Annotated in this window: 22 protein-coding genes, 1 pseudogene and 1 riboswitch; of the genes and pseudogenes, 21 read left to right on the top strand and 2 right to left on the bottom strand. The window is 28.3% G+C overall.

The features are described 5' to 3' along the window. Positions 1-33: 33 nt before the first annotated feature. Genes J1C67_RS02490 through J1C67_RS02480 form a run of 3 tightly spaced genes read left to right on the top strand, consistent with a single transcriptional unit; the run spans position 34 to position 1,475 of the window. Entirely contained in the window at positions 34-669 is a 636-nt protein-coding gene (locus tag J1C67_RS02490) for a hypothetical protein (RefSeq protein ID WP_167865675.1), read from the top strand. A 12-nt stretch (positions 670-681) separates the two neighbouring features. After that, entirely contained in the window at positions 682-1,236 is a 555-nt protein-coding gene (locus J1C67_RS02485; protein ID WP_167865674.1) for a hemerythrin domain-containing protein, read from the top strand. 56 nt (positions 1,237-1,292) lie between these two features. Then, positions 1,293-1,475, top strand: a complete 183-nt coding sequence (locus tag J1C67_RS02480) for a DUF1858 domain-containing protein (RefSeq protein WP_089970874.1) — start codon at positions 1,293-1,295, stop codon at positions 1,473-1,475. A gap of 138 nt (positions 1,476-1,613) precedes the next feature. Here the strand turns inward: J1C67_RS02480 and J1C67_RS02475 are convergent, their stop codons facing one another. Beyond that, a complete protein-coding gene (locus tag J1C67_RS02475) occupies positions 1,614-2,366 on the bottom strand; it encodes an acyl-[acyl-carrier-protein] thioesterase (RefSeq protein WP_167865673.1) in 753 nt (250 codons plus the stop codon). Positions 2,367-3,323: 957 nt separating this feature from the next. On the opposite strand from J1C67_RS02475, the gene J1C67_RS02470 reads away from it, so the two are divergent. From J1C67_RS02470 to J1C67_RS02415, 12 genes are all read left to right on the top strand, one after another. Beyond that, positions 3,324-3,461: a hypothetical protein gene (locus J1C67_RS02470; protein WP_167865672.1), complete on the top strand. Its 138-nt coding sequence runs from the start codon at positions 3,324-3,326 to the stop codon at positions 3,459-3,461. Between the two features lie 31 nt (positions 3,462-3,492). Then, positions 3,493-4,209: a Fic family protein gene (locus tag J1C67_RS02465; RefSeq protein ID WP_167865671.1), complete on the top strand. Its 717-nt coding sequence runs from the start codon at positions 3,493-3,495 to the stop codon at positions 4,207-4,209. A gap of 32 nt (positions 4,210-4,241) precedes the next feature. Then, on the top strand, positions 4,242-5,072 hold the full coding sequence (locus J1C67_RS02460) for an amidohydrolase family protein (protein WP_167865670.1): 831 nt from the start codon (positions 4,242-4,244) through the stop codon (positions 5,070-5,072). A 217-nt stretch (positions 5,073-5,289) separates the two neighbouring features. After that, positions 5,290-6,849, top strand: a complete 1,560-nt coding sequence (locus J1C67_RS02455) for an AAA family ATPase (RefSeq protein WP_167865669.1) — start codon at positions 5,290-5,292, stop codon at positions 6,847-6,849. Between the two features lie 517 nt (positions 6,850-7,366). Next, positions 7,367-8,350 (top strand): conserved phage C-terminal domain-containing protein, encoded by a 984-nt coding sequence (locus tag J1C67_RS02450; protein ID WP_207253553.1) that lies wholly within the window; start codon positions 7,367-7,369, stop codon positions 8,348-8,350. Between the two features lie 224 nt (positions 8,351-8,574). Continuing rightward, positions 8,575-9,525, top strand: coding sequence for an MraY family glycosyltransferase (locus J1C67_RS02445; protein WP_167865668.1), 951 nt, complete (start codon positions 8,575-8,577; stop codon positions 9,523-9,525). 164 nt (positions 9,526-9,689) lie between these two features. Next, a complete protein-coding gene (locus J1C67_RS02440; RefSeq protein ID WP_167865667.1) occupies positions 9,690-10,883 on the top strand; it encodes a S41 family peptidase in 1,194 nt (397 codons plus the stop codon). Positions 10,884-11,048: 165 nt separating this feature from the next. After that, positions 11,049-11,723: a response regulator transcription factor gene (locus J1C67_RS02435; RefSeq protein ID WP_167865666.1), complete on the top strand. Its 675-nt coding sequence runs from the start codon at positions 11,049-11,051 to the stop codon at positions 11,721-11,723. Continuing rightward, a complete protein-coding gene (locus J1C67_RS02430; RefSeq protein ID WP_167865665.1) occupies positions 11,708-12,826 on the top strand; it encodes a sensor histidine kinase in 1,119 nt (372 codons plus the stop codon). Before J1C67_RS02435 ends, J1C67_RS02430 begins: the two co-directional genes overlap by 16 nt. 106 nt (positions 12,827-12,932) lie before the next feature. Beyond that, complete coding sequence (locus J1C67_RS02425) at positions 12,933-14,342, top strand: ABC transporter permease (protein ID WP_167865664.1); 1,410 nt, start codon at positions 12,933-12,935, stop codon at positions 14,340-14,342. Between the two features lie 6 nt (positions 14,343-14,348). Continuing rightward, on the top strand, positions 14,349-15,017 hold the full coding sequence (locus J1C67_RS02420; RefSeq protein WP_089970907.1) for an ABC transporter ATP-binding protein: 669 nt from the start codon (positions 14,349-14,351) through the stop codon (positions 15,015-15,017). Positions 15,018-15,100: 83 nt separating this feature from the next. Further along, positions 15,101-15,472: a hypothetical protein gene (locus J1C67_RS02415; RefSeq protein WP_167865663.1), complete on the top strand. Its 372-nt coding sequence runs from the start codon at positions 15,101-15,103 to the stop codon at positions 15,470-15,472. Between the two features lie 116 nt (positions 15,473-15,588). Here the strand turns inward: J1C67_RS02415 and J1C67_RS02410 are convergent, their stop codons facing one another. Continuing rightward, on the bottom strand, positions 15,589-16,239 hold the full coding sequence (locus J1C67_RS02410; protein ID WP_167865662.1) for a hypothetical protein: 651 nt from the start codon (positions 16,237-16,239) through the stop codon (positions 15,589-15,591). Between the two features lie 137 nt (positions 16,240-16,376). Continuing rightward, a riboswitch (SAM riboswitch) is annotated at positions 16,377-16,512 on the top strand. A gap of 194 nt (positions 16,513-16,706) precedes the next feature. Between J1C67_RS02410 and metF the strand changes: the two genes are divergently transcribed. The 6 genes and pseudogenes from metF to J1C67_RS02380 all read left to right on the top strand — a co-directional run bounded on the left by metF (position 16,707) and on the right by J1C67_RS02380 (position 24,077). Further along, the gene (metF, locus tag J1C67_RS02405; RefSeq protein ID WP_167865661.1) at positions 16,707-17,594 is read left to right on the top strand and encodes a methylenetetrahydrofolate reductase [NAD(P)H]; all 888 of its coding nucleotides are present in this window, start codon (positions 16,707-16,709) and stop codon (positions 17,592-17,594) included. A 61-nt stretch (positions 17,595-17,655) separates the two neighbouring features. Beyond that, on the top strand, positions 17,656-18,117 hold the full coding sequence (locus J1C67_RS02400; RefSeq protein ID WP_167865660.1) for an S-ribosylhomocysteine lyase: 462 nt from the start codon (positions 17,656-17,658) through the stop codon (positions 18,115-18,117). 189 nt (positions 18,118-18,306) lie between these two features. Continuing rightward, on the top strand, positions 18,307-21,954 hold the full coding sequence (metH, locus tag J1C67_RS02395) for a methionine synthase (RefSeq protein WP_167865659.1): 3,648 nt from the start codon (positions 18,307-18,309) through the stop codon (positions 21,952-21,954). Between the two features lie 529 nt (positions 21,955-22,483). Next, positions 22,484-23,077: pseudogene (locus tag J1C67_RS02390) on the top strand (DUF1349 domain-containing protein). 39 nt (positions 23,078-23,116) lie between these two features. Beyond that, positions 23,117-23,575: a pyridoxamine 5'-phosphate oxidase family protein gene (locus tag J1C67_RS02385; protein WP_089970925.1), complete on the top strand. Its 459-nt coding sequence runs from the start codon at positions 23,117-23,119 to the stop codon at positions 23,573-23,575. A gap of 40 nt (positions 23,576-23,615) precedes the next feature. Then, entirely contained in the window at positions 23,616-24,077 is a 462-nt protein-coding gene (locus J1C67_RS02380) for a hypothetical protein (protein ID WP_167865658.1), read from the top strand. Positions 24,078-24,108: the final 31 nt, after the last annotated feature.

The raw sequence follows: 24,108 nt of genomic DNA, 5'->3' as shown, positions 1-24,108 counted from the left end.
GAAAATAAATATGAGATATAGGAGGACGAAAAAATGAGTTTATATTTAGGAAAAATTCATTACTGGTTATTTAATAAAATAGTTTGGTTTGAAGGTTTAGAAGAAGAAATAATAGATTTAGCAAAAAATGAAGGTTTAGACATAGAAAGCCTATCAAAAGATATAAATAATAAATATGGAGAAAAGTTACCAAAGATTCCACTTGAGGAAATGATTGATACATCAAATATTCATGGATGGCTTCAAGAAAAAATACATTCAGCAGAAGGAAGACTTGCAACATGGACAGGTAAACTTTTAGAAAAAAAAAATTCAAAGGAAAAATTAGAAGATTTATATATAAGACAAGGTATAAAAGCTGCTAAAGAGGTAAAAGAAGAGGGAAAATCATTAAATACAGCTGTTGATATATTTAATTCAGTAAATGATTATATTTTAGATGGGATGCCTTGTGATAGAGTAAATGAAGTTATATCACAAGATGAAGAAAAAGTTATTTGGAAAAGAAGAATTTGCGTTCACAAAGATATTTGGGAATCTGCAAATGGAGATGTAAATTATTTTTATGATTTAAGAAACTTATGGATAAAATCTTTTGTTACAGAAGTGAATAATGAATTTAAATATACTAAAGATGAAAATAATGGGATGGAAATAGGAAGAGTATAGGAGAATGTGAATATGAATGCAGTAGAATTAATGATAGAAGAACATAAAAATATTAAACAAATGCTAAAGGTTGTTAGAAAAGCTTGTTTTGGTATTTTAGAAGGAGGAGAAGTGAATTACGAAGATTTTTATAAGGTAATATATTTTATAAAAAACTATGCAGATTCACATCATCATAAAAAAGAAGAAACAATGTTATTTAATAGAATGGTAGATGAAATAGGAGCAACAGCAGAAAAAGTAGTTAAATACGGAATGCTTGTAGAACATGATCTTGGAAGATTGTATATGATAAATTTAGAAGCTGCATTAGAATCTTTAAAAGAAGGAAATAATGAAGCTAAGCTAGATGTAATTGCAAATGCAGTTTCTTATACTAATCTTTTAGAGAGGCACATTCATAAAGAAGACAATGTAGTATATAAATTTGCAGAAAGAGAATTAAAGAAGGAAACTATAGATGAACTTAACGAGGAATGTGCAAAATTTGAAAATGAAAATACTAATATAAAAGATGAGAATTTAGCTATATTAGAAGAATTAAAACTAAAGTATGATATTAAATAAATTAGAGATTAAAAAATTATTAAATTTAATAAATATTAAAAGGATAGGTGATTTTTATGATAACTAAAGACATGACTATAGGAGAAGTAATAAGAGCAAAGGATAATGCTCCAGAAATATTAATGGGCTTTGGAATGGGATGTGTTGGATGTCCATCAGCTCAAGCAGAAACAATAGAAGACGCTGCAACAGTACATGGATTAAACTTAGAAAGTTTATTAGAAGCTTTAAATAAGTAATTTATAGTATATTAAAAAAGGAATTAGATAAAAAATAAGAATTAAATAATAGATAGAAAGCATGTAAAAACCTTAGTGTTGAGTGATTTTTGAAATTAACTCTTTGCTAAGGTTTTTATGCTTTTTGAGAATAGATAATTAACTATTCTTTTTCCATTTTAATTGTAACTTTGTAAGAAGCTTTTTCTCATTACCTATAATAGTATGAAGAGTAATAAGTTCATCAGTTTCATTTTTAATTACTTCAGTAGAAACATTAATAGTATCTCCATCAGATGTTTCTTTCTTAAATAGTACCTTAATATTAATTAGGGTATATTCTTTTGAAATAGAACGTGGCAGTGTATCTATTGACATTTCCATATATTTCACATTATTAACATGATTATTTGAATCAATGTCACTATATCTAATAGGATAGTCTTTAGAATAGTCTATTTTCTCTATATCAGGTATATCATCTAAAGGAATAGGTTTTTTTACATCACCTTTAATTCCGTATATTTCATATTGATCAGGAGATATTTTGGCAGGACGCCTTTTATCAAGGTCAATTAATATAGCTATAGAAAAAGCTTCACCTATAATTTTATCTTCTGAATTTCTAATAGTATAGCCTCTATAACCATAAAACTTCTTACCACCTAATACTTCAGTATCCACACTTATTGTTTCTCTAAAATTATGATATTCATATATATGTATATCATATTTTAAAAGAATCCAAACACAATTATTATTTACGAAACCTTGGTCTGTTTCACCTAAAGAATCAGATTGTGAGATAACAACATCCCATAAGTAATTTACTAAAGATGAGAATTTGCATTTTAGGTTAGAATCAACATCATAAGTATTTATTTTATATTCCTTTTTAAATTTATCATTCAAGTATATAGGCCCCCTTTTATATAGTCTTAACGTACTATTCATTATGGAATCTTTAAACTGTACTTTTAAATTATACCATAATTATAGGCATTATATACACTAGAGATAAATTGAAAAACGCACTTATTAGTGAGGAGTATAGCAAGAATCGGTTGCATTATATGAGAACTTTAACAGCAAACTTCAAGAACTAAAGTTTAATGATAAATTACATATGTGTAATTTATCAAAGGTGAGCGTGAAACACGCCTCCCTTTATTTTTAACAAGGTTGACTCACTGCGGCAATAATTAAGTTGGACCCTTCAGTGGATTTCCACTTTCATTTAAAATAAAAAAGAAGGACTGGCATAGAAATTTTGATTTGGAATTAGTGAATAGTTATTTAGAGAATAGTTTAAGAAAGAAGATGTAGGAGTAAATAAAACTCCTAGATTTTTTTGTTTAGCAAGTTCAGTAATTCTTACCTCACAACGGGGTCGGACCCTTGTAAGAAAATGGATAGAGTTTGAAAGTAAGAAAATAAATAGCAATTTCGTGTCGGACAAGCTGACGACTCAAAAGTTCCCACCGGTAGGCTGTGCGAAATATAGACTTTTAAAAGCTAAAAGTATTGAAAAATCATTTCTAATTTAATTAAGCTGAAAGCTTATTCTCAGGAGGAGACAATTATTTAACATTTAAAAATAGTCACTCACTGCGTGACCAATTGAGTTGGATTCATTACCTAACAACCTCAGTCGGCAAGTTTCCTTTGGAAATATCAGGGGAAACCGGATTTTACAAGTGAAAGTAGTATCTAAAATACAATAATTTTAACAATTGCACTGTAATAGAGCTAAAACTTTATTGCAGTTTTTTTATTTTAAATAAATAGGTTATGGGATATAATAATAAGATACATAAGCGTTTAAAGAGAGTGCTTAAATGGGAGTATAGGAACATCTGATAAGTTCGTATGGTAGAGAATATACCAGAAGGATATAAGAAAACTGAAGATGGTGATCATTTTAAAAGTTCCGTTAACATTAACTGGTCAATAATATTAATATATATATATAACATTGGTATAATTAATAGTAAATATGATTATTAGAATAAGAATGAGCGAAAGGAGAAATTTGGAAATGAGATTAACATCTAATCAAATAATTGAAATTAAGAAATACCCTAATTCAATTTATGATGAATTGAAGAAAGAGTTTCTTTATCACTCAAATAAAATAGAGGGAAGTACATTTACTAGAGAAAACTTGGATATATACTTAAAGAGACAAATTATAGAAGGTAGTCATAAACTTGATGATGTTTTTGAAACTATAAATTCTTTAAATTTATTTGATTTTGTAGTTGATACTTTAGGTGAAAAGCTTAGCAAAAAGTTAATATTAGAATTTCATTCTATATTAAAAAAGAATAGCTTAGATCAAGAAAGAGGTTTTGCAGGTTGCTGGAAAAAGATACCTAATATGATTAGTGGATCATCAGTTGTTTTAGCGCAACCTTGGGAAGTTGATATTAAAATTGATGAGTTACTTAGCTCTTGGGAATTATCAGATAAAGATTTTAAATCTATAGTAAAATCTCATAGTGAATTTGAAACAATACATCCATTCCAAGATGGCAATGGAAGAATTGGAAGATTTATAATGCTTAAACAATGCATAGAATCACATATTGATTTAATAGCTATTGATGAAGAGTATAATGTGGATTACAAAAAAGGATTAACAGAAAGCCAAGTAAATGGTAACTTTGAATTGCTAGAGAAAGTTTTAGGTAAATGTCAAAATTTCTTAGAAGAAAAAAATGAAATGCTCGTGAATACTTTGAAGTGTTTATAAAAACAGATGAAATTGTTAGGAGGTATTTATAAATGATTATTGATTCACATGTACACATAGGTGAAATTATTAACTTTAATATGCCAGAACAAATAGTCTTAGAATCTATGAAAAAATATGGAATAGACTTTTCTTTGGTATCTAATGCTGAGGCGGCAGAGGTTGATCAGACACAAAAACCTATTCCTAAGGAACAGCAGTTTGCTCAAAGAGAGCTTAATGAGAGATTGCTTGAATTTGTGCGTAAAAATCCTAAAAAATTAGGAGCTCTTCTTTGGATAAAACCAACAACTGAAGGATGTACTGAAGAATTTGAGGAACTTATAGTGAAAAATAGAGATATAGTTTATGGAATAAAGGTTCATCCGTATCATTCAAAACTTGCTTTCAATAGTCCAGAAGTGGCTAAATATATAGAACTTGCAAGGAAATACTCATTACCTATAGTTACACATACTGCTAATGATTATGAGAGTAGTCCTATGGTTGCCTATGAAGTTGCGCAAAAAAATCCTGATGTAAATATAGTAATGGTTCACATGGGGTTAGGTACAGATAATGAAGAAGCTATAGAACTTATTTCAAAACTTCCAAATCTTTATGGAGACACAACTTGGGTTTCGGCTGAGAAAACTATTAAAGCAATAAAAATTTGTGGACCAGACAAAATATTATTTGGGTCAGATAGTCCAATAGATGGCTTGGATACCTATAAATTCTATAGTCCACATTTCAATGACATTAGTGAATCAATTTCAAAAGAAGAGCATGATAAGCTCATATTTAAAAATGCTATAAAGCTATTTAATTTAAAAGTGGAGTGTTCTGAGGATGATATTGCCCCTGAAGAAAATAGGATTTGACAGGTGCAAGTAGTATCTAAAATATAATAATTTTAACAATTCAACTGTAATAGAGCTAAAAACTTTATTGTAGCTTTTGTTGTTTTAAATAAATATGTTATGGGATATAATATAATAATGAATGAAGCTATGAAACCAAAATAGGGATTTGTAGAGGAAATATATAATTTAAGAGAATTAAAATAGATATACTATTATTGTGTTAGGGGTGAAAAGCATGGCTATATATTTAAATACAAATAAACCTTTAGAAAATTATAGAGAGTTATTTGAAGAAAAATATTTTGTTGATAAGTCAAAAATAATAACTTTACTTAATGATAGAATATCTACTAAGGGCAAATATGTTTGTATAACAAGACCAAGAAGGTTTGGTAAGTCATCAGTTGCAGATATGCTTGGAGCATACTATTCAAAGGCTGTAGATTCAAATGGTATGTTTGATACATTAAAAATAAGTAAAGCTAATAGCTATGAGAAACATTTAAATAAATACAATGTTATAAATATAAGTTTTAATACAATCCCAGATAAAAATAAAACCTATGACGCTTATATAGGTTTAATCCAAAGTGGATTAGTAGATGATATAAAGACCATGTATCCTAATTTAGAAATTAAAAAACATTTTAACATAAGTCATATGTTATCTGCCACAAATGAAAAATTTATATTTATTTTTGATGAGTGGGACTACATTTTTAATAATAACATTTATGTAGAAAATCAAAATGACTTTTTAGAATTCTTAAGAAATATTTTAAAGGATCAACCTTACGTAGCACTTTGCTATATGACAGGAGTTCTTCCAATAAAAAAATATTCTAGTGGGTCAGCGCTTAATATGTTTGATGAACATACAATGCTTAATGATATGATATATGGAGATTATTTTGGATTTACAGAAGATGAAGTAATTGAGCTTTGTAATAGAGAAAATGTTCTTTCATTTAGTGAAATAAGTCAGTGGTATAATGGATATGTTAATGAGCAAGGAGTAAGAATGTATAATCCACGTTCAGTTGTTAAATCATTGCAAAATAAAAAGTGTAAAAGTTACTGGACTAACACTGGTGCCATGGATGAAGTGTTAGAATATCTTAAATATAATACTTTAGAAATTCGTGATGATGTTATAAAAATGATATCTGGTTCTGAAATTGATATAACTATAGATGAAGAGTTTAGAGCAGGGCAAGGAACTCCGAAAACTAAAGAGGAAATATATTCTGCAATGATAGTTCTTGGGTTCTTATCATATTATGATGGGTATTTAAAGATACCTAATCAAGAACTTATGAAAGAGTTTCAAAAAGCTTTAAGCGATGAATCCTTTGGGTATGTTTCGGAAATAATTGAAAACTCAAGGAAGATGTTAAAGGCTACAGTGAGCGGTGATACAAAAACAGTTGTAGAAATCCTTCATGATATTCACAATGCTGAAATCCCAATACTTAAGTATAGTGATGAAAATAGTTTATCATGTGTTCTAACACTTGCCTATCTTTCAGCTCGTGATACTTATAGAGTTGAACGTGAAGAAAAGAGTGGAAAAGGGTATGTTGATTTTTCATTTCATCCAAGACGTAAAAATGATATTCCATTTATAGTTGAGCTAAAGAAGGATAATAGCCCAGAGCTGGCTATAAAACAAATAAGAGAAAAAGAATATGCGCAAAAGTTTGCAAAAGAATATAAAGATAAAAAGGTGCTGGCAGTAGGAATTTGCTACAATTCTGAGACTAAAGAACATAGCTGCATTATCGAGGAAATTTAAAGGTCAACTGTGACTTGGATAAGAAAGTAAAAAGCACGGGCATAGAATTTTTGATTTAGAATTAGTGAATAGTTGTTTAAAGAATAATTTAAGAATAAAGATCTAGGAGTAAATAAAACTCCTAGATTTTTTTGTTTGTAAATTAATCTAATATCAAAATAAATATAAAATACCTGTTCCAAAAATTCACATAGGGGTGGTCCATAAATACATATAGCCTGTTCAATAAATAGATATAAGGTATTCCATAAATAGGTATAGGGTGTTCCATAAACGTTAAAGTAAGTAATACAAGCTAATAATACAAGTTAAGATAGATTAGATATATTGTCTTGCAGACAAAAAAAGGTAAATTTAAAAATGAATAAAATACAATAAAAAATTATATTAGGGATTAAGAAAAGAAAAAGTAACTAGGAAAATCCACAAATAAAAATATTTTCAAAAAGTTATGTTACTGCATATATTAAAAGTAAGGGGAACAAATATAAAAATAAAAAAGGGTGGAGTGATTTTTATGGATAGAGCATTTAAGGGAGTTTGGATACCGGCTAAGGTTTGGTTAGATAAAGGGCTAACACTTACAGAAAAAGTGTTTTTAGTTGAGATATCATCATTAGATGGAATAAATGGATGTTATGCAGGAAATACTCATTTTATGACATTCAGTGGGTTAAGCAAGGGTAGATGCTCTGGGGTAATTAAGGCTTTAAAGACTAAGGGATACATAAATATAAAAATGATTTATAAGAATGATAATAAAACAGTAGAACGTAGGATTATAAAAGTTAACGAAGATAAATTTGAGGGAAAAGCAAAGGGTGAAAACATGGAAAACATCGAAATAGGACAAGCTCCTTTAATAAATGAAATTTATGAAGAAAATAAAAGCTTAAATATAAATTTACAGGATATTAAAATAAATACAAAGGAAACTTCAGTAGATGTTATTGAAGATAATGAAACAAATGATAGTTATAAAAATCTAGAGGAGCATAAACAAAATAGTTTTAGTAATGAGGAAGCTAAGGCAAGTAATGATGATAGGAATAGTGTTAGTGAAAAGCCCTTGTATCATTATGTAATTGAGTATTTAAATATGAGGTGTGGAACAAATTATAAGGTGACAACAGTTAAGAATCAAAAGCTAATAAATGCAAGGATTAAGGAAGGTTATGGCTTGGAAGATTTCCAAAATATAATTAGTGCAAAGGCTAATGAGTGGCTAGACAATAATATGGAAAAGTATTTGAGGCCAGAAACATTATTTGGGACAAAGTTTGAAGGGTATGTAAATGAATTTAATATGAATATGAAATCTTGCGTAATTAATAACAACTTGGAATCTACAGCTGGTAGTTTTAATGGATATAGAAATAATAGAACGAATCAGGTAAATGGAGAGGAAGAAAAAGCAAGCAGATGGAGCCAAGGAAGCAACACAAGTAACAGATCACTTACAGCAGAGGAAAGAGAATGGGCAGAGCGAGAGCTTTTCTAAACGTTGCAAATTATTTGATGATACTAGTTGGATTGAGGTATTAGGAAATGTAACATTAAAGTAATATTTTTGTAATTGATATAAATGTGGAATAATAGTATAATAAAAAAGAGAGTATCTTTTTATGACGAAATTATTTTATAACATAATACGGCACAAAATAGACTAGTATATTAAATAGTTATTATTTAATAGATGCCTAAAAGCTAAGGAGTCGAATTTATATGAAAAATATATTGGCATTTATACTGGCATTTTTAATAGTATATCTAGTAACTCCAATACTAATGAAGTTATCTATAAAATATAATTTTACAGATAAGCCAACAGAAAGAAAAAAGCATAGGGGCGAAATACCACTTTGTGGTGGAATTGCTATGTATATTGGTTTTTTTGCAATTTATTTGTTTGTAAATCAAGGGAATATAACTGAAAAATTAGGTGTGTTTATTGGTGGATCATTAATATTATCAATTGGATTAGTTGATGATTATTACAAGTCTAATGGAAAAGAGTTTCCTATATATCCAAGATTAATAATACAGCTTTTAGCAGCTGTTATAGTTTTTAAATGCGGAATAGTTTTTATAGGATTCACAAATCCTTTTACAGGAATATATACAGAGTTAAGTATGATGTTGCAATTCACCCTTACAATAACGTGGATTTTTGGGGTGACTACAGTAATAAATTGGTCAGATGGTATGGACGGACTAGCGGGTGGGTTATCATTTATATCAGCCATGACATTTGCGGGTGCAGCCTTAATATTAAACCAAGGAGATTCAGCAATTATATCACTAATGTTAGCAGGAGTAATAGTTGGATTTTTAGTGTATAACAGATATCCAGCAAGGATATTTATGGGAGATTCAGGAGCTAATTTATTAGGTTTTATATTAAGTATAATAGCTTTAGATGGTGCTTTTAAACAAGCCACAGTACTGAGTTTATTTATACCAATATTAGCACTGGCAGTACCTATATTTGATAATTTGTTTGTTATAGTTAAAAGATTTTTAGAAGGAAAACCAGTATATCAAGCAGATAGAAGTCAAATACATTACAGGTTACAAGAAAAAGGGTTTAGTCAAAGACAAGTAGTAACATACATAAATATTATCAGTTTAACTTTTAGTGCCATATCTATAATATTATTACTTATAAAGAAATAATATTATAGTGGCTTTATTTGAAGAATATTAAAGCAATTCTATTTATATAGAGTTGTTTTTTTTATTTTACGATGCCTTATCAATTTTCAAAAAATAATTAGTTAACAGGGTAGAGTATATTATATATCTTGAATCTGTGGATAAATTTAGGAAGGAGTATTAATATGTGGATAGATAAGTGGAATGAGGATATTGAATTTTTAAAGGAGACTCTAATAAATAAACATAAAAATTTATTTTTTAATATAACTAGAGAAAGTTTTGAGAATAATATAAAAGAGCTTAAGGGCAGGATAGAAAAGCTAGATTATAATGATATGAAAGTTGAAATAAGTAGAGTTATTGCTAGTATAGGAGATGCACATACGGCTGTTAAGTTACCGATGAATTATTTGCTACCACTAGAATTTTATTGGTTTAAGGAAGGAATATATGTAATTAAAACTTTAGGTGAATATAAGGAATTAGAATATTCCAAGGTTATTGAAATTAATAATGTACCTATAAATGAAGTTCTAGAGGAATTAACAGAAATTATATCTCACGAAAATAAATCATACTTAAAAGCAAATATAGTTAAATATCTTCAAGCTGTTGAGATCTTATATGGATTAATGATTATTGATGATATAGAAAATTGCAGTATGAAGTTTGAAGGATTAAATGGTGAAATTAAAACTAGAAATATAAATTCAGTAGATATAAATAAGTATAATGAGTTACTTCTACTAGATAGTGAGAATAAAGAACAATGTAATATCAATAAGAACGATAAAGAGCTATTTAATAAAATACCTTTGTATAGAAAGAATAATCATAAAAATTATTGGTTTAAGTATTTAGAGGAGAAACAGATATTATATTTTAAATATAATTCCTGTAGAGATGTTTTAGAAGAGTCAATAGAGGATTTTACTGGAAATATTATTAAATTTATGCAGGAAAATAATGTTAATAAGTTAGTAATAGATTTAAGGAATAATACAGGCGGAGATTCAAGATTACTAGAACCATTTATAAAATATGTTCAAAAAAATGATAAAATAAATGATAATGAAAAATTATTTGTAGTTATAGGAAGAGATACGTTTTCATCAGCACTTTTAAATGCATTTTCATTTAAAAATAATACAAATGCAACTTTAATAGGAGAGCCTACTGGAGGAAAGCCTAACTGTTATGGGGAAATAGAAAAGTTTAATTTGCCAAACAGTAAATTTTTAATAACATATTCTACAGAATATTATAATTTAATAGAGGATGATAATAGTGATTCTTTATTGCCAGATATAAATGTAGAAGTAGGGATTTATGATTTTATTAATGGTAAAGATCCAGTTTTAGAATATTTGAAATAGATCGCATTTAAACAAGCAATAACATTAGTTTATGCAAATAAGGCATTTCCAAATAAATAACAAGAATACTTACTTGTTATTTATTTGGAAATGCCTAAGTAGGTTAACATTAGATTAACATTAATTATATTATAATTAATCGAAATAGATTTAAAGAGGTGAAGTATGAGAATACTTATTATAGAAGATGATAAAGAATTAGCAAGTGTAGTAAAAAGAGGGCTTGAAGAGTTTGGGTTTTCATCAGATATTGCAAATACAGGACAAGATGGCGAAGAAAAAATATTTGTTAATGAATATGATTCTATTTTATTAGATTTAAATTTACCTGATAAAGATGGACTTGAAGTTTTAAAAAGTATAAGAGAAACTGGAATAACAACACCAGTAATAATTATTACTGCTAGAAATGAGGTAAAGGAAAGAGCTATGGGGTTAGATTTAGGTTCAGATGATTATATAGTAAAACCTTTTGATTTAATAGAGTTAAGGGCAAGAATAAATGCAGTTGTAAGAAGACTTTATGGAAGAGTAAATTCAGAAATAAAAATAGGCGAATTATTAATAAATCCGAAAACTAGAGTAGTTAGTTATAAGTTAAAAGAAGTAAAATTATCAGCTAAAGAATTTGATATATTAGAGTATATTGCAAATAATCATCCGAGTGTAGTATCTAGTGAAAGTATAACAGAACATGTATATGATGAGTTTTTTGACCAGTTTTCATCAGTACTTAGGGTACATATAGCTAATTTAAGAAAGAAGTTAAAAATTGGAGCAGAAAAAGATATTTTAATAACCTTAAAAGGGAAAGGATATAGAATATGGGAAAAAGATTAAATTATAAAGGAAAGCTAAACATACTATTAATTACTTATGCCTTTTTTATTACTATGATAGTACTAATATTAGGATTTATTTTAATTAATAAAATAGATAAACCTATATCTAATATAAATAGTTATTTTATTTCATATAGTCAGGCTGAGATTAGTACTGCCATAACGCAGGGATCTGTTTCAACTAAAATAGCAGAGTTACCAGCTAAGGTGATTACAAATAGTGATATGCAGAAAACTTATAATAAAGAAATAATTTCTAATGGTATGGTGGTAATGTTAGTAGTATTTGCAATTGTCATGGTGATATCTATATTAATATCAAAATTTATAAGTAGAAAAGTAATATATCCTATAGAGAAAATAGCATGTTCTTTGCCAGATATAATTAATGGGAATATAGATGAAATAGATGAAAATATATTTGAAGGAGAGCTTAGTGGCGTAGGAAGTGCTTTAGCTAAGTCATCACAAAAAATAAAAATGTTATTAAAAGAAGCAAATAGTATTAACTCCTACATAAGTCATGAGCAAAAGAATACCTTAGCAATATTAAGAGCCAAAATACAACTAGGAGAACGTGATGAATTAATAGGACTAATTGATAAAATGAGCTGTAGTTTAGATGATATTTTAGCATTAAATGCAACAGAGGATATAAAATATGATGAGGAAGTAGATTTAGGACTTGTTTGTGCTGAAGCTGTTGATATATATAGTAAAGTTTATAATAATATAGAACTTAAAATAGATGAAGAGGAAATACCTACTATAAAAAGTAGAGAGATTTGGATATATAGAGCTGTATGTAATCTTATAGAAAATGCAATAAAGTATGGTGATAATAGTAAAATCATAGTTAAGGCATATAACAAAAATGGAAGTGCTATAATTTGTGTTGAGGATGGTGGAAAAGGCATAGATAAAGAAATTATTGATAAGATCTTCAACTTTGAATATAGAGGTGGAAATTTAAAGAAAGATGGATATGGGATAGGTCTTAGCCTTGTGTATCAAATAACTAACCTCAGCGAGGGTATTACATTTGTAGATAGTGAAAGTGGGAAAGGTGCAAAATTTTATATGGCATTTAAGGCATTATAAACTATGCAATCAGTAAAAGGCTTCGAGAAGACTAAGCCATTAACAATAGATTAACATAGCTTTTGATATTATAAATATATAAAGTATGAATTGGAGGATGGTTATAATGTATATTTTTAAAAATGCTATAAAAAATATTTATAGAAACAAAGGTAGGAATATTTTAATAGGAATAATAATACTAGGAATAATAGTTTCAACTGTAGTTGCTTTTAGCATTAATACAACAACAGATGAAATTATAAAAGATTATAAAAATAGGTTTGGAAGTGAAGTGACATTAGCTCCAGATATGGATAAGTTAATGAACCAAAGCGAAGATAAAGGTGGAATGATGGCTGCTGGGCCTATAGAAGCTATAAAGACTAAGCAGTATTTTGATTTTGCAGAATCTGAATATTTGAAAGAAAGTATTTTTACATCTGAATTGGGAGCTGTATCAAAAACACTAAAGGCAATTGATGAAGATGAGGATGCTGGAAATGGTTCGATGATAAGTAAAGCAATTGGAACAGATGGTAAAGCAATTGAGTCAGCTATGCCAAATTTAAAAATCATAGGTAATTCAACCTTAGAATCACTAGAGGAATTTAAAAGTGGTAAAAGAAAAATAATAGATGGTGAAATGTATAAAGAAAAAGATGAATGTATTGTAAGCCAAGAATTTGCTGAGTTAAATAATATTAAGGTTGGAGATTCTATAGAAGTTAACAAAGCTACGGATGAAAATGGTGATGCATATAAACTAAAGGTAACAGGCATATATTTTGATTCTACAAATGAATATAGAATGCCTTTTAAACAAGCGGCTATGAATAAGAGAAATGAAATATTAATTAATTTAGAAACAGCACAGGGAATATCAGGTGATGAAGAATTATACATTCAAGCTAAGTATTACTTAAAGAATCCTGATATGATTAAGAATTTTGAAGAAGAAGTAAGAGCTAAGGGATTACCTGATATGTATAATGTAACTACTGACGAAGAAAGTTATAATAAAATAGTTGGGCCAGTAGAGGGGTTAGGATCTATAACATTAATGTTTGTATTAGTAGTATTAGGTTTAGGATCAGTAATATTAATATTACTAAATACATTATCAATAAGAGAAAGAAAGTATGAAATTGGTGTATTACGTGCTATAGGAATGAAAAAAGGTAAGGTAGCAATAGGATTAATATCAGAGTCATTAATAATAACAGCAATATGTTTAGTAATTGGAATAGGAGCTGGCAGCGTATTATCACAACCGGTATCAAATTCACTATTGCAAAAGCAAATTGAGGCACAAAAGACAGATAAGGTGCCAAGTCAAGGGTTTAGAATGGCTATATCAAATTCAACTGGTTCGGCAAGTGAGGATACAATATCTGAAATTGATGTAAATTTAAATGGAAAAGCAATACTAGAGGTAACAGGAGTTGCACTATTAATAGCTTTAGTAAGTAGTGTTGTAGGCGTAAGTTATATTACAAAATATGAACCAAGAAAAATACTTACAGAGAGGGGATAGAAAATTATGGCAGTATTAAGTGTGAAAAATGTTTCATATTCATATGAAGGTGCAAAGACGCCAGTTTTTAATAATATAAGCGTAGATTTTGAGAGAGGAAAAATTTATGCAATAATAGGAAAATCTGGTGCAGGAAAAACTAGCTTATTATCATTAATAGCTGGATTAGATAATTGCAAATCTGGTGATATATTATATAATGATAAGTCGTTAAATAATATAGATAAAGATATTTATAGATCAAAGAATATTGGGGTTATATTTCAAGGATATAATCTTTTCACTAATACATCAGCCCTTGAAAATATATTGTTGTCAATGGATATTAGTAACGTAAAAGTACCTGATAAAAAGCTATATGCATTTGAGTTACTAAGCAAGGTTGGAATAGATCATCAAACTGCATTAAGAAAGGTTTTGAAATTATCAGGAGGGGAACAACAAAGGGTTGCAATTGCAAGATCACTTGCTCATAACCCAGATATAATAATATCAGATGAGCCAACAGGTAATTTAGATAATGAAACTGAAGATGAGATACTAAAAATATTAGAAGAGCTAGCACATAAAGAGAATAAGTGCGTAATTATAGTAACTCATTCTAAAAAAGTTTCTTATTTTTCAGACGAGATATGGGGGCTTACTAAAGGAAAACTTATCTTTATAAAGGAGTAGAATTAATTATATTAAGTCAGGCGTTTATTAATAAAATAAAGATTTGTATTGACTAGATTTTAATAACATAAATAGGGGGTATTATGAAATTACAAGAAAGAAATAAGGTTTCAAAGGCTACCAAAATATTAAATACAATGGCAATAATTATGGTGATATTTGCAATATTTAATATATATACATCACATATGTATATATCAAGCTTAATTAAACAGGGATTTGATCCTATTAAGCAAATAACAGAAGTTATTAATTATTATTTAAACTCTGTAACGCAATATGTATTTTATGGAATATGCTTAGCTGCATTAAGTTACATTATTAAAAAGGTTGTTTATTTAGGAGATGTTGACAGTATAAATAAATTAGATAAAGACTATTTAGAGAAAGAATCAGTAGTAGAAGAGGAATATGATGAAATAGATATGATTTTAAAAGAATTAGATGTAGAGTAAAAATATATTATAATGAATTGTAAGCTGGGAATTTTCCGAATTAAATAATATTGAGGTTGGAGCTATAACTAAAAAAGGAAAGTTTACAAAGTAAACTTTCCTTTTTTAGTTATATTTTAAGAATTCATTAATTCGCTAGTTATATCTTTATTATCTGTATCAAATATTTTAACAGTAGGAGTTTGGTTATCTACTGCATCAAATTCAACTAATTGCATAAATGGAGCACTAGCTTCAAATTCTAATTTTTCTGTTTTGCCATTGTAAGTAACCTCAGCGTATTTAGCTTTTGTTGCTGCTAAATCACCATAAAGAATAACTCTATCTTGGCTCTTATCTTCATATCTATGGGTAACTGTGGAAACAGCCTTTCCATTTGGGATAAACTTTAAATCAGTATCTAAATAAAATCTAGATTTTAAGAATTTTGCTGGATTACCTTTAACTAAACCAAGCTGATTATTTTGTTTATAAAGAACATAAGGAGCATCCCCTGCAAAAATTGAGCTTATAGCCTCAGATTCTTCAAGCTTTAGTTCTTTTTGTATGAGATTAGTAGAATCTTTAAGGTTTGGCTCTGCAGCTACTGTCTTATTCATGAAATTCCCCATATAAATAACAATTATAGCTGATAATAAAGCAATCATGTTTAATAAAGCTGTACCTTTTCTTTTACTAATTTTTTCAGAAGCATCTTTATTAATTTTATCTAATTCTAATTTTTTAACTTCTTTTAATTCGTTATTTCTAATTTTTTTACTCCCCATAGAACCTATCACCCTTTCCTCTTTTTAAATATGTACAAGTATATTATATCAGTAATTAATGGATTTTTTAAGAGTATTTAGAATATTTAATTTACAATTTTAAGAAATGGGTATATAATTATAAAAAAGAATAAATTTACTTATCAAGAGTGGTGGAGGGACTGGCCCTGTGAAACCCAGCAACCAATATTTTAAATTATTAATTTTAAATTACTAGTTTAAAAATGTGTGGTGCTAAATCCTGCAGTTTTATTAAAAACTGATAGATAAGGGTATTTTATAGTGGCTTACTAAGTCTATAGGAATATCCTATAGGCTTTTTTTGATTTTAGAAGATAAGAGATCTAATAGCGAAGCTAAGTATGATAAGGTATCTACAAAAAATTAACTAGCTAATAAAAAGTACCTTGACTTGATATTTTTTAAAAATGACTTAGGCAAATTTAAATTATAGGGGGGCAAAATTTATGAATATTAGAGAATTATTTGAAAAAAAGAATTTGGTGTTTTCATTTGAAATATTTCCACCAAAGGTATCATCATCAGTAGAAACTATTTACAATACATTAGAGGAGTTAAAAGATTTAACTCCAGATTATATAAGCGTAACCTATGGGGCTGGGGGAAGCTTAACTGAAAATAGAACATGTGAATTATCATCACTAGTTAAAAGCAAGTATGGAATAGAATCATTAGCACATTTAACTTGTATAAATTCAACTAAGGAGGAAATAGATTTTCTCCTTAGGGATTTAAAAAATGCTGGAATAGAAAATATTTTAGCCTTAAGAGGAGATATGACAAGTCATAAATTATCCAAAGCGGAATTTAACTATGCCTCGGAGCTTGTTAATCATATAAAAAGAAGAGGAGATTTCAATATAGTTGGAGCTTGTTATCCAGAAGGTCATATAGATTGTAAGGATTTAGATAGAGATATATTAAATCTAAAATTAAAGGAAGAAGCAGGTGCATCTCACTTTATATCTCAACTGTTTTTTGATAATAATTATTTTTATGATTTTTTAGAAAAAAAAGAAAAATATAATATTAAATCACCAATTCAAGCAGGGATTATGCCTGTTATAAATAAGAAACAAGTAGAAAGAATAACATCACTTTGCGGAACTAACATTCCAAAGAAGTTTCTTAAAATAATGGATAGATATGAACATAATAAAGAAGCATTAAGAGATGCAGGAATTGCTTATGCAATAGAACAAATGGTGGATTTAATTTCAAGTGGTGTGGATGGAATACATTTATACACAATGAATAATCCATATGTAGCGAAAAGAATTAATGGAAGTATTTCATCTATAATAAATTCTGTTAACAATGGAAATGCAATTTAACAAGGCATGTCCAAATAAATATAAAACAGTAGTAAAAGAAAAATGTAGGAGGTAAAAGAACATGGATAAAGTAGAAAGTTTTGAGTTAGATCATAGAAAGGTTAAGGCTCCTTATATAAGAAAGTGTTGTGTTTTAGATGGAGAAAAAGGTGATGTGGTTTGTAAATTTGATATTAGATTTTTACAACCAAATAAAGAAGCTTTTGGAACAGCAGCAATGCATGGACTTGAGCATTTGTTAGCTCATGAATTAAGAAATGAGTTAGATGGAATAATAGATTTATCACCAATGGGATGTAGAACAGGATTTTATTTAAGCCTTTGGGGAAATAGAGAACCAAGTGAAATTAAAGAAGCACTAGAAAAATCATTAAAGGTAGTTTTAGAAGCAAAGGAAATTCCAGCAGCTAATGAAATTCAATGTGGGAATTACAAGGACTTATCACTATTTGGAGCAAAGGAGTATGCAAAAGAAGCACTAGAAAAAGGTTTTAGACTAGATATTTATAATAAAGAGATTTAGTAATGATCATGTTTAGAAAAATAATAATTGCAAAATAAATAACTATTCAGTGTAAAGGCTTGGTGTTTTTTGCAGAGGAATAGATATTACTACAAATGATTAAGGAAGCTTCAAAAAAATAACAAGTCAGGATATTTATCTTGTTATTTTTTTGAAGATCATTAACACATCAAAATTGGGGGCATAATTATGAAATATGAAATAGAGAAGCATTTAAAAAATAGAATTCTTGTATTAGATGGGGCTATGGGAACTAGTATACAAGATTATAAACTTGGAGAGAAAGTATTTAGAGGAGATTGCGCGTGTACATGCAATCAGCAAGGAAATAATGATTTATTAAATCTTACTTCACCTGAGATAATAATGGATATTCATAAAAAATATCTTGAAGCAGGTGCAGATATTATTGAAACAAACACTTTTAACTCAACTAGAATATCACAATCTGATTATAATTTAGAAAATAAAGTTTATGAATTAAATTATTGTGGAGCTAAAATAGCAAGGGCGGCTGCTGATATTTATACAAAGAAAGATCCATCTAAGCCTAGATTTGTAGCAGGATCCATAGGTCCAACTAATAAAACAGCTTCAATGTCTCCAGATATTAATAATCCAGGGTTTAGAGGTATTAGTTTTGATGAATTAGTAATAGCTTTTGAAGAACAAGCTACTGGTCTTATAGATGGTGGTGTTGATTTATTGTTAATAGAAACAATATTTGATTCATTAAATGGAAGAGCTGCAATTATAGCTGTTAATAATGTTCTAAATAGAAAATATTTAGATTTGCCTATTATGATTTCAGGTACAGTTGATAAAAGTGCTAGGATTTTATCAGGTCAAACATTAGAAGCTTTTGCAGGATCTCTAAAAAATGAAAGAATATTAAGTATTGGTCTTAATTGTTCTTTTGGAGCAAAGGATTTAATACCTTTAATTAAAGAACTTTCTAAATCGCAAGGAGTTTATATAAGTTTATATCCAAATGCAGGGCTACCGAATTCATTAGGTGAGTATGATGAGTCGCCAAAGGAAACAGCTAGTTTTATAAAAGAACTTGCAAAAGAGGGTCATATAAATATTGTAGGGGGATGTTGCGGAACTACTTATGAACATATAAAAGCTATAAGTGAAGTGGTAAGCAAATTTAAACCAAGAGTAATTCCAAATATTGAAAAAGAAAGTGTTTTTTGTGGACTTGAAGCTTCAAAAATAAATAAAAATAGTAACTTTGTTAATATAGGGGAAAGGACAAATGTAGCCGGTTCAGCTAAATTTGCAAGGCTTATAAGAGAAAAGAAATATGATGAAGCATTATCTATAGCCCTTCATCAAGTTGAAAATGGAGCTCAGATAATTGATATAAATTTTGATGATGGACTTTTAGATGCAGGTTATGAAATGGAAACATTTTTAAAGCTACTAGCTAGTGAACCTAATATTGCAAAGGTTCCTATAATGATTGATTCTTCTAAGTTTGAGGTTTTAGAAATAGGTTTAAAATCTATTCAAGGAAAAAATATTGTAAATTCCATTTCTTTAAAAGCTGGTGAGGAAGAATTTATAAAACAAGCAAGAATTATAAAAGAGTATGGCGCAGCTGTTGTTGTTATGGCTTTTGATGAAAAAGGTCAGGCAGATACTTTTGAGAAGAAAATTGCTATATGTGAAAGAGTTTATAATATTTTAGTTAATAAAGTTAAGTTTCCAGCTGAGGATATTATTTTTGATCCTAATATTTTAGCTATCGCAACTGGCATTGAAGACCATAATAATTACGCAGTAGATTTTATAAATGCAACTAGATGGATAAAAAAGAATTTACCTTATGCAAAAATTAGTGGAGGAGTAAGTAATTTATCATTCTCATTTAGAGGGAATAATTTAATAAGAGAAGCTATGCACTCAGCATTTTTATATCATGCTATTGAAGCTGGAATGGACATGGGAATAGTTAACCCAGCTATGATTCAAATCTATGATGATATTGATAAAGAGCTACTTAAAAAAGTAGAAGCTGTAATATTTAATAAAAGCGAAAATGCAGGAGAAGATCTTATAAACTTCGCAGAAAACTTTAAAAAAAACAATAATAATATTAAAGAAGTAAACAAGCTGATTTGGAGAGATGGAAGCGTAGAAGATAGGCTTAAACATGCATTAGTTAAAGGAATAAGTGATTTTGTTGAAGATGATGTACTGCATGCAAGAGTAAATTATCCTCGTACATTAGATGTAATTGAAGGTCCTTTAATGGATGGAATGAATACTGTTGGGAAGCTTTTTGGAGAAGGAAAAATGTTTCTTCCTCAAGTTGTTAAAAGTGCAAGGGTAATGAAAAAAGCTGTTAGCATACTTATGCCTTTTATTGAAGATGAAAAAAGTGAAGGGGAAAAAAGTAGTGCAGGGAAAGTAGTTTTTGCTACAGTAAAAGGTGATGTTCACGATATAGGCAAAAATATAGTAGCGGTAGTGCTTGGTTGCAATAATTTTGAAGTTATAGATTTAGGAGTAATGGTTACTTGTGAAACTATACTCGAAACTGCTAAAAGAGAAAATGCAGATATCATAGCATTAAGTGGACTTATAACTCCATCACTAGAGGAAATGACTTATGTTGCTAGTGAAATGGAACGTCTAAATTTTGATATTCCACTTATGATTGGTGGAGCTACAACTTCGAAAATTCATACAGCACTAAAAATAGCTCCTAAATATTCAAATGGAGTAATTTATTCTAGTGATGCTTCAAAAGCTGTAGAAGTTGCTAAAAAGTTAGCAAATAAAGATACAAGACGTGAGTTTATAAAAAATACCTATGAAGAATATAATAATGTAAGAGAAAATTATCTGAACTTAAATAGAAAGTTTGTTTCTTTAGAAGAAGCTAGAAATAATAAATATTGTATTGATTTTAATAAAAGTGAAATTACAAAGCCAAACAAACTTGGAGCTCAAAAGGTAGTTAGTTATAAAATATGTGATGTAAGAGAATATATAGATTGGACATTCTTTTTCATGGGATGGGCACTTAAAGGAGCTTACCCTGGAATATTAGAAGATAGTAAATATGGAGAAGAGGCTAGAAAATTATTTAATGATGCTAATAAAATGTTAGATTATCTTGATAGCGAGAATCTAATAGAAGGTAGAGCTGCATTTGGAGTTTTTGAAGCTAACTCTGTAGGTGATGATATAGAAGTTTATAACCCAGAAAATAATCAAGTGTTAACTACTTTTAATATGCTAAGACAACAAGAAGTTAATAAAAATAATGAGTATAAATGTCTTTCTGATTATATTGCACCAAAAGAAAGTAAAATAAAAGATTATATTGGTGGGTTTATAACTACATTTGGAATAGGCACAGCGGAATATAGTGAAAAGCTTAAAAAAGAAGAAGATGACTATTCGTCAATTATGGTAAAGTTGCTTTCTGATAGATTAGCAGAAGCACTAGCGGAAAAAATACATTTAATAGGTAGGAAAGATTTATGGGGTTATGTAGCAGATGAAGATTTAACACTAAAAGAATTATTAAAAGATAAATTTATAGGAATTAGACCAGCCTTTGGATATCCTTGCTTAAGAGATCATAGTGAAAAAGAAAAACTGTTTGATTTAATAAATAAAGATGAAAAAGTAGGGGTAACTCTAACAGATAGTTATATGATGGAACCAGTTGCAAGTGTATGCGGATTATACTTTGCGTCAGAAGAAGCAAAATATTTTGATGTTAAAAGAATAAATGAAGAGCAGTTATTAGATTATGCAAATAGAGATAATAAAGATATTGATAAGTTAAAAGCTAATTTAAATATTGTAGATTAAGGCATAGTAAAATAAATCAAGGACACTGGTCTATTATTATTTGGATATGCCTAAGGTTAATAAAAAAGGAGAATGCTTATAATGGTTTTAAAAATCATTATAAGTATTCTCCTTTTGTTAAAGTTAAATTATTCTAGATAGGATTTAGCTAGCTTAAGAATTTTATCGAAACTGTTAGTATAAATTGTTATATAGTATGATAACTAACAAATAATTGTATAAGAGTAGATTTTGAAAATTTAATTAGTAATGTATCATTAGTTCGATTTTCTAGAACAGCTAAACATTCATAAATATACACCTTTGTTTCTTTTTCTCCACGATATTGGGTAATGTAATTAAATTATGGTATAATTGGATGTAAAAGTAATATAAATTAAAAAATGGCGGTATATTGTTGAAAAGGTAGACGTGAAAAATGTTGATGTAAGATTCACAAGATATGAAATTAAGTTAATGTATTTCAAATCAGTTTACCAATTCTAGAAGATGAAGACGGTCATAATAATTAGTTTTATTGGGAGGAATTATGTTTGAATTTAATTTGAAAGATGCAAAATGGTTTTTTGAACCTAAAAATTATGTGATTGGAAATAATAGTGTTGAAATTATAACAGATCCTAATACTGATTTTTGACAAAGAACTTATTATGGATTTAGAAATGATAATGCACATGTTTTATACATTACAACAGATGAAAGGTATTTTTCATTTACAGTAAAGACAGAGTTTAATAGTACAGCCTTGTTTGATCAATGTGGAGTTGTGATTTATCAAAATAGTGAAAATTGGGTAAAGATAGGAATTGAATTTCATGACAATAATAGGTCATGGCTTGGAAGTGTTGTAACTAATCATGGATATTCAGATTGGGCAACAGTAGATATAGGAGCTTCTTTAAAATGTATGTGGTATAGATTAAGCATGAGGGAAAATGATTATTGCCTTAAAAATTAATTTGATGGTATAAACTTTAAACAGATGAGAATTTTCCACTTGTTTGAAGGTAGAAAGGAAATTAATTTCGGGTTACTTGCATGTTCGCCAAGTAATAATTCTTTTAAAGCTACATTTAGTGAAATGAAGATAACAGATTACTTATGGAAAGAGCATAAATCATAAAATAAAAGATAGGTTAAAAAACACAAAGAGGAGGATTTTATGAGAATAAACTATTGTAACTTGGAAAATGAAATAATATCAAATTTAGAAAAAAACAGAATATGGATATTGTCTACATCATATAAGGATAATGTCACGTCTAGGTCTATGAGCATTATAAATAAAGGTCTTTATATATTTTTTCAGACCAACAAATGTTATATAAAGCACAGTCAAATGCAAGAAAATAATAAGGTTTCACTTTGTTTTAATAATATTTCTATAGAAGGAACAGTTGAAGAAATTGGTGATTGGAAAGAAGAAAAAAATATAGAACTAATGGATTTATATAAATCAGATCATTTAGGATCGTATAATGCCTATGGGTCACTAGATGGACAGGTTGTCTATAAGATTACCCCTAAAACAATAAAATTATGGAAGTATGTAGAAGAAAATCCAATTAGACAAATATTGTATGTTGATAAAAAAGTAGCAGAGCAATTAGATTTTATGTAGATAATATTAATTAAAAAGAATATATGGGGAGATTAATTATATGGCAGAAGCAGAGGTTAATTGTAGAAATAAACTAAAGTCAATTGTTTTACCTGTATTGACTATTATAATAATAGTTTCTATTGGGTATAACATTTATCAAGATTCTAAGATAAAGAGATATAAAGAGGAGTTAGGGATTATAGTAAGCCAGGGGATAGAATCATTTGCGAGTAAGAGTGGGAGCTTAAGTGATGAACTTGTATATGCTGAACAATATGGGGATATTGCATCAGCACACATGGCATATGTAACTTTATCCGAAGGGGATGGGATATCATCGGAAGAATACACAAGTAGTTTAGCAATGTTATTGCTAAATATTAAAATACTTATGTTAAATGATAAGAGTAAAGTTGAGAAAGCTCTTCTAAATAATAATGGATCTGAATTGATGTTTCGCATATCTAATAATTTTGAAGATACAGAATCAATAGAAAAAGTATTTAAGTTACTAGAATAAAAAGAATTTAATGATTTTTATTTCACATATG

The sequence above is a fragment of the Clostridium gasigenes genome (genome assembly GCF_017348895.1).
Taxonomy (GTDB): Bacteria; Bacillota; Clostridia; order Clostridiales; family Clostridiaceae; genus Clostridium; species Clostridium gasigenes.
This window is presented reverse-complemented; position numbering and strand designations above follow the sequence as displayed.

Excerpts from the sequence above, each read along its gene's own strand:
- J1C67_RS02420 (WP_089970907.1), top strand. The coding sequence starts at position 14,349 with ATGGCAGTATTAAGTGTGAAAAATGTTTCATATTCATATGAAGGTGCA.
- J1C67_RS02460 (WP_167865670.1), top strand. The coding sequence starts at position 4,242 with ATGATTATTGATTCACATGTACACATAGGTGAAATTATTAACTTTAAT.
- J1C67_RS02435 (WP_167865666.1), top strand. The coding sequence starts at position 11,049 with ATGAGAATACTTATTATAGAAGATGATAAAGAATTAGCAAGTGTAGTA.
- J1C67_RS02410 (WP_167865662.1), bottom strand. The coding sequence starts at position 16,239 with ATGGGGAGTAAAAAAATTAGAAATAACGAATTAAAAGAAGTTAAAAAA.
- J1C67_RS02440 (WP_167865667.1), top strand. The coding sequence starts at position 9,690 with ATGTGGATAGATAAGTGGAATGAGGATATTGAATTTTTAAAGGAGACT.
- J1C67_RS02415 (WP_167865663.1), top strand. The coding sequence starts at position 15,101 with ATGAAATTACAAGAAAGAAATAAGGTTTCAAAGGCTACCAAAATATTA.
- J1C67_RS02465 (WP_167865671.1), top strand. The coding sequence starts at position 3,493 with ATGAGATTAACATCTAATCAAATAATTGAAATTAAGAAATACCCTAAT.
- J1C67_RS02490 (WP_167865675.1), top strand. The coding sequence starts at position 34 with ATGAGTTTATATTTAGGAAAAATTCATTACTGGTTATTTAATAAAATA.
- J1C67_RS02485 (WP_167865674.1), top strand. The coding sequence starts at position 682 with ATGAATGCAGTAGAATTAATGATAGAAGAACATAAAAATATTAAACAA.
- J1C67_RS02400 (WP_167865660.1), top strand. The coding sequence starts at position 17,656 with ATGGATAAAGTAGAAAGTTTTGAGTTAGATCATAGAAAGGTTAAGGCT.
- J1C67_RS02455 (WP_167865669.1), top strand. The coding sequence starts at position 5,290 with ATGGCTATATATTTAAATACAAATAAACCTTTAGAAAATTATAGAGAG.
- metF (WP_167865661.1), top strand. The coding sequence starts at position 16,707 with ATGAATATTAGAGAATTATTTGAAAAAAAGAATTTGGTGTTTTCATTT.
- J1C67_RS02480 (WP_089970874.1), top strand. The coding sequence starts at position 1,293 with ATGATAACTAAAGACATGACTATAGGAGAAGTAATAAGAGCAAAGGAT.
- J1C67_RS02380 (WP_167865658.1), top strand. The coding sequence starts at position 23,616 with ATGGCAGAAGCAGAGGTTAATTGTAGAAATAAACTAAAGTCAATTGTT.
- J1C67_RS02430 (WP_167865665.1), top strand. The coding sequence starts at position 11,708 with ATGGGAAAAAGATTAAATTATAAAGGAAAGCTAAACATACTATTAATT.
- J1C67_RS02385 (WP_089970925.1), top strand. The coding sequence starts at position 23,117 with ATGAGAATAAACTATTGTAACTTGGAAAATGAAATAATATCAAATTTA.
- metH (WP_167865659.1), top strand. The coding sequence starts at position 18,307 with ATGAAATATGAAATAGAGAAGCATTTAAAAAATAGAATTCTTGTATTA.
- J1C67_RS02450 (WP_207253553.1), top strand. The coding sequence starts at position 7,367 with ATGGATAGAGCATTTAAGGGAGTTTGGATACCGGCTAAGGTTTGGTTA.
- J1C67_RS02470 (WP_167865672.1), top strand. The coding sequence starts at position 3,324 with ATGGTAGAGAATATACCAGAAGGATATAAGAAAACTGAAGATGGTGAT.
- J1C67_RS02425 (WP_167865664.1), top strand. The coding sequence starts at position 12,933 with ATGTATATTTTTAAAAATGCTATAAAAAATATTTATAGAAACAAAGGT.
- J1C67_RS02445 (WP_167865668.1), top strand. The coding sequence starts at position 8,575 with ATGAAAAATATATTGGCATTTATACTGGCATTTTTAATAGTATATCTA.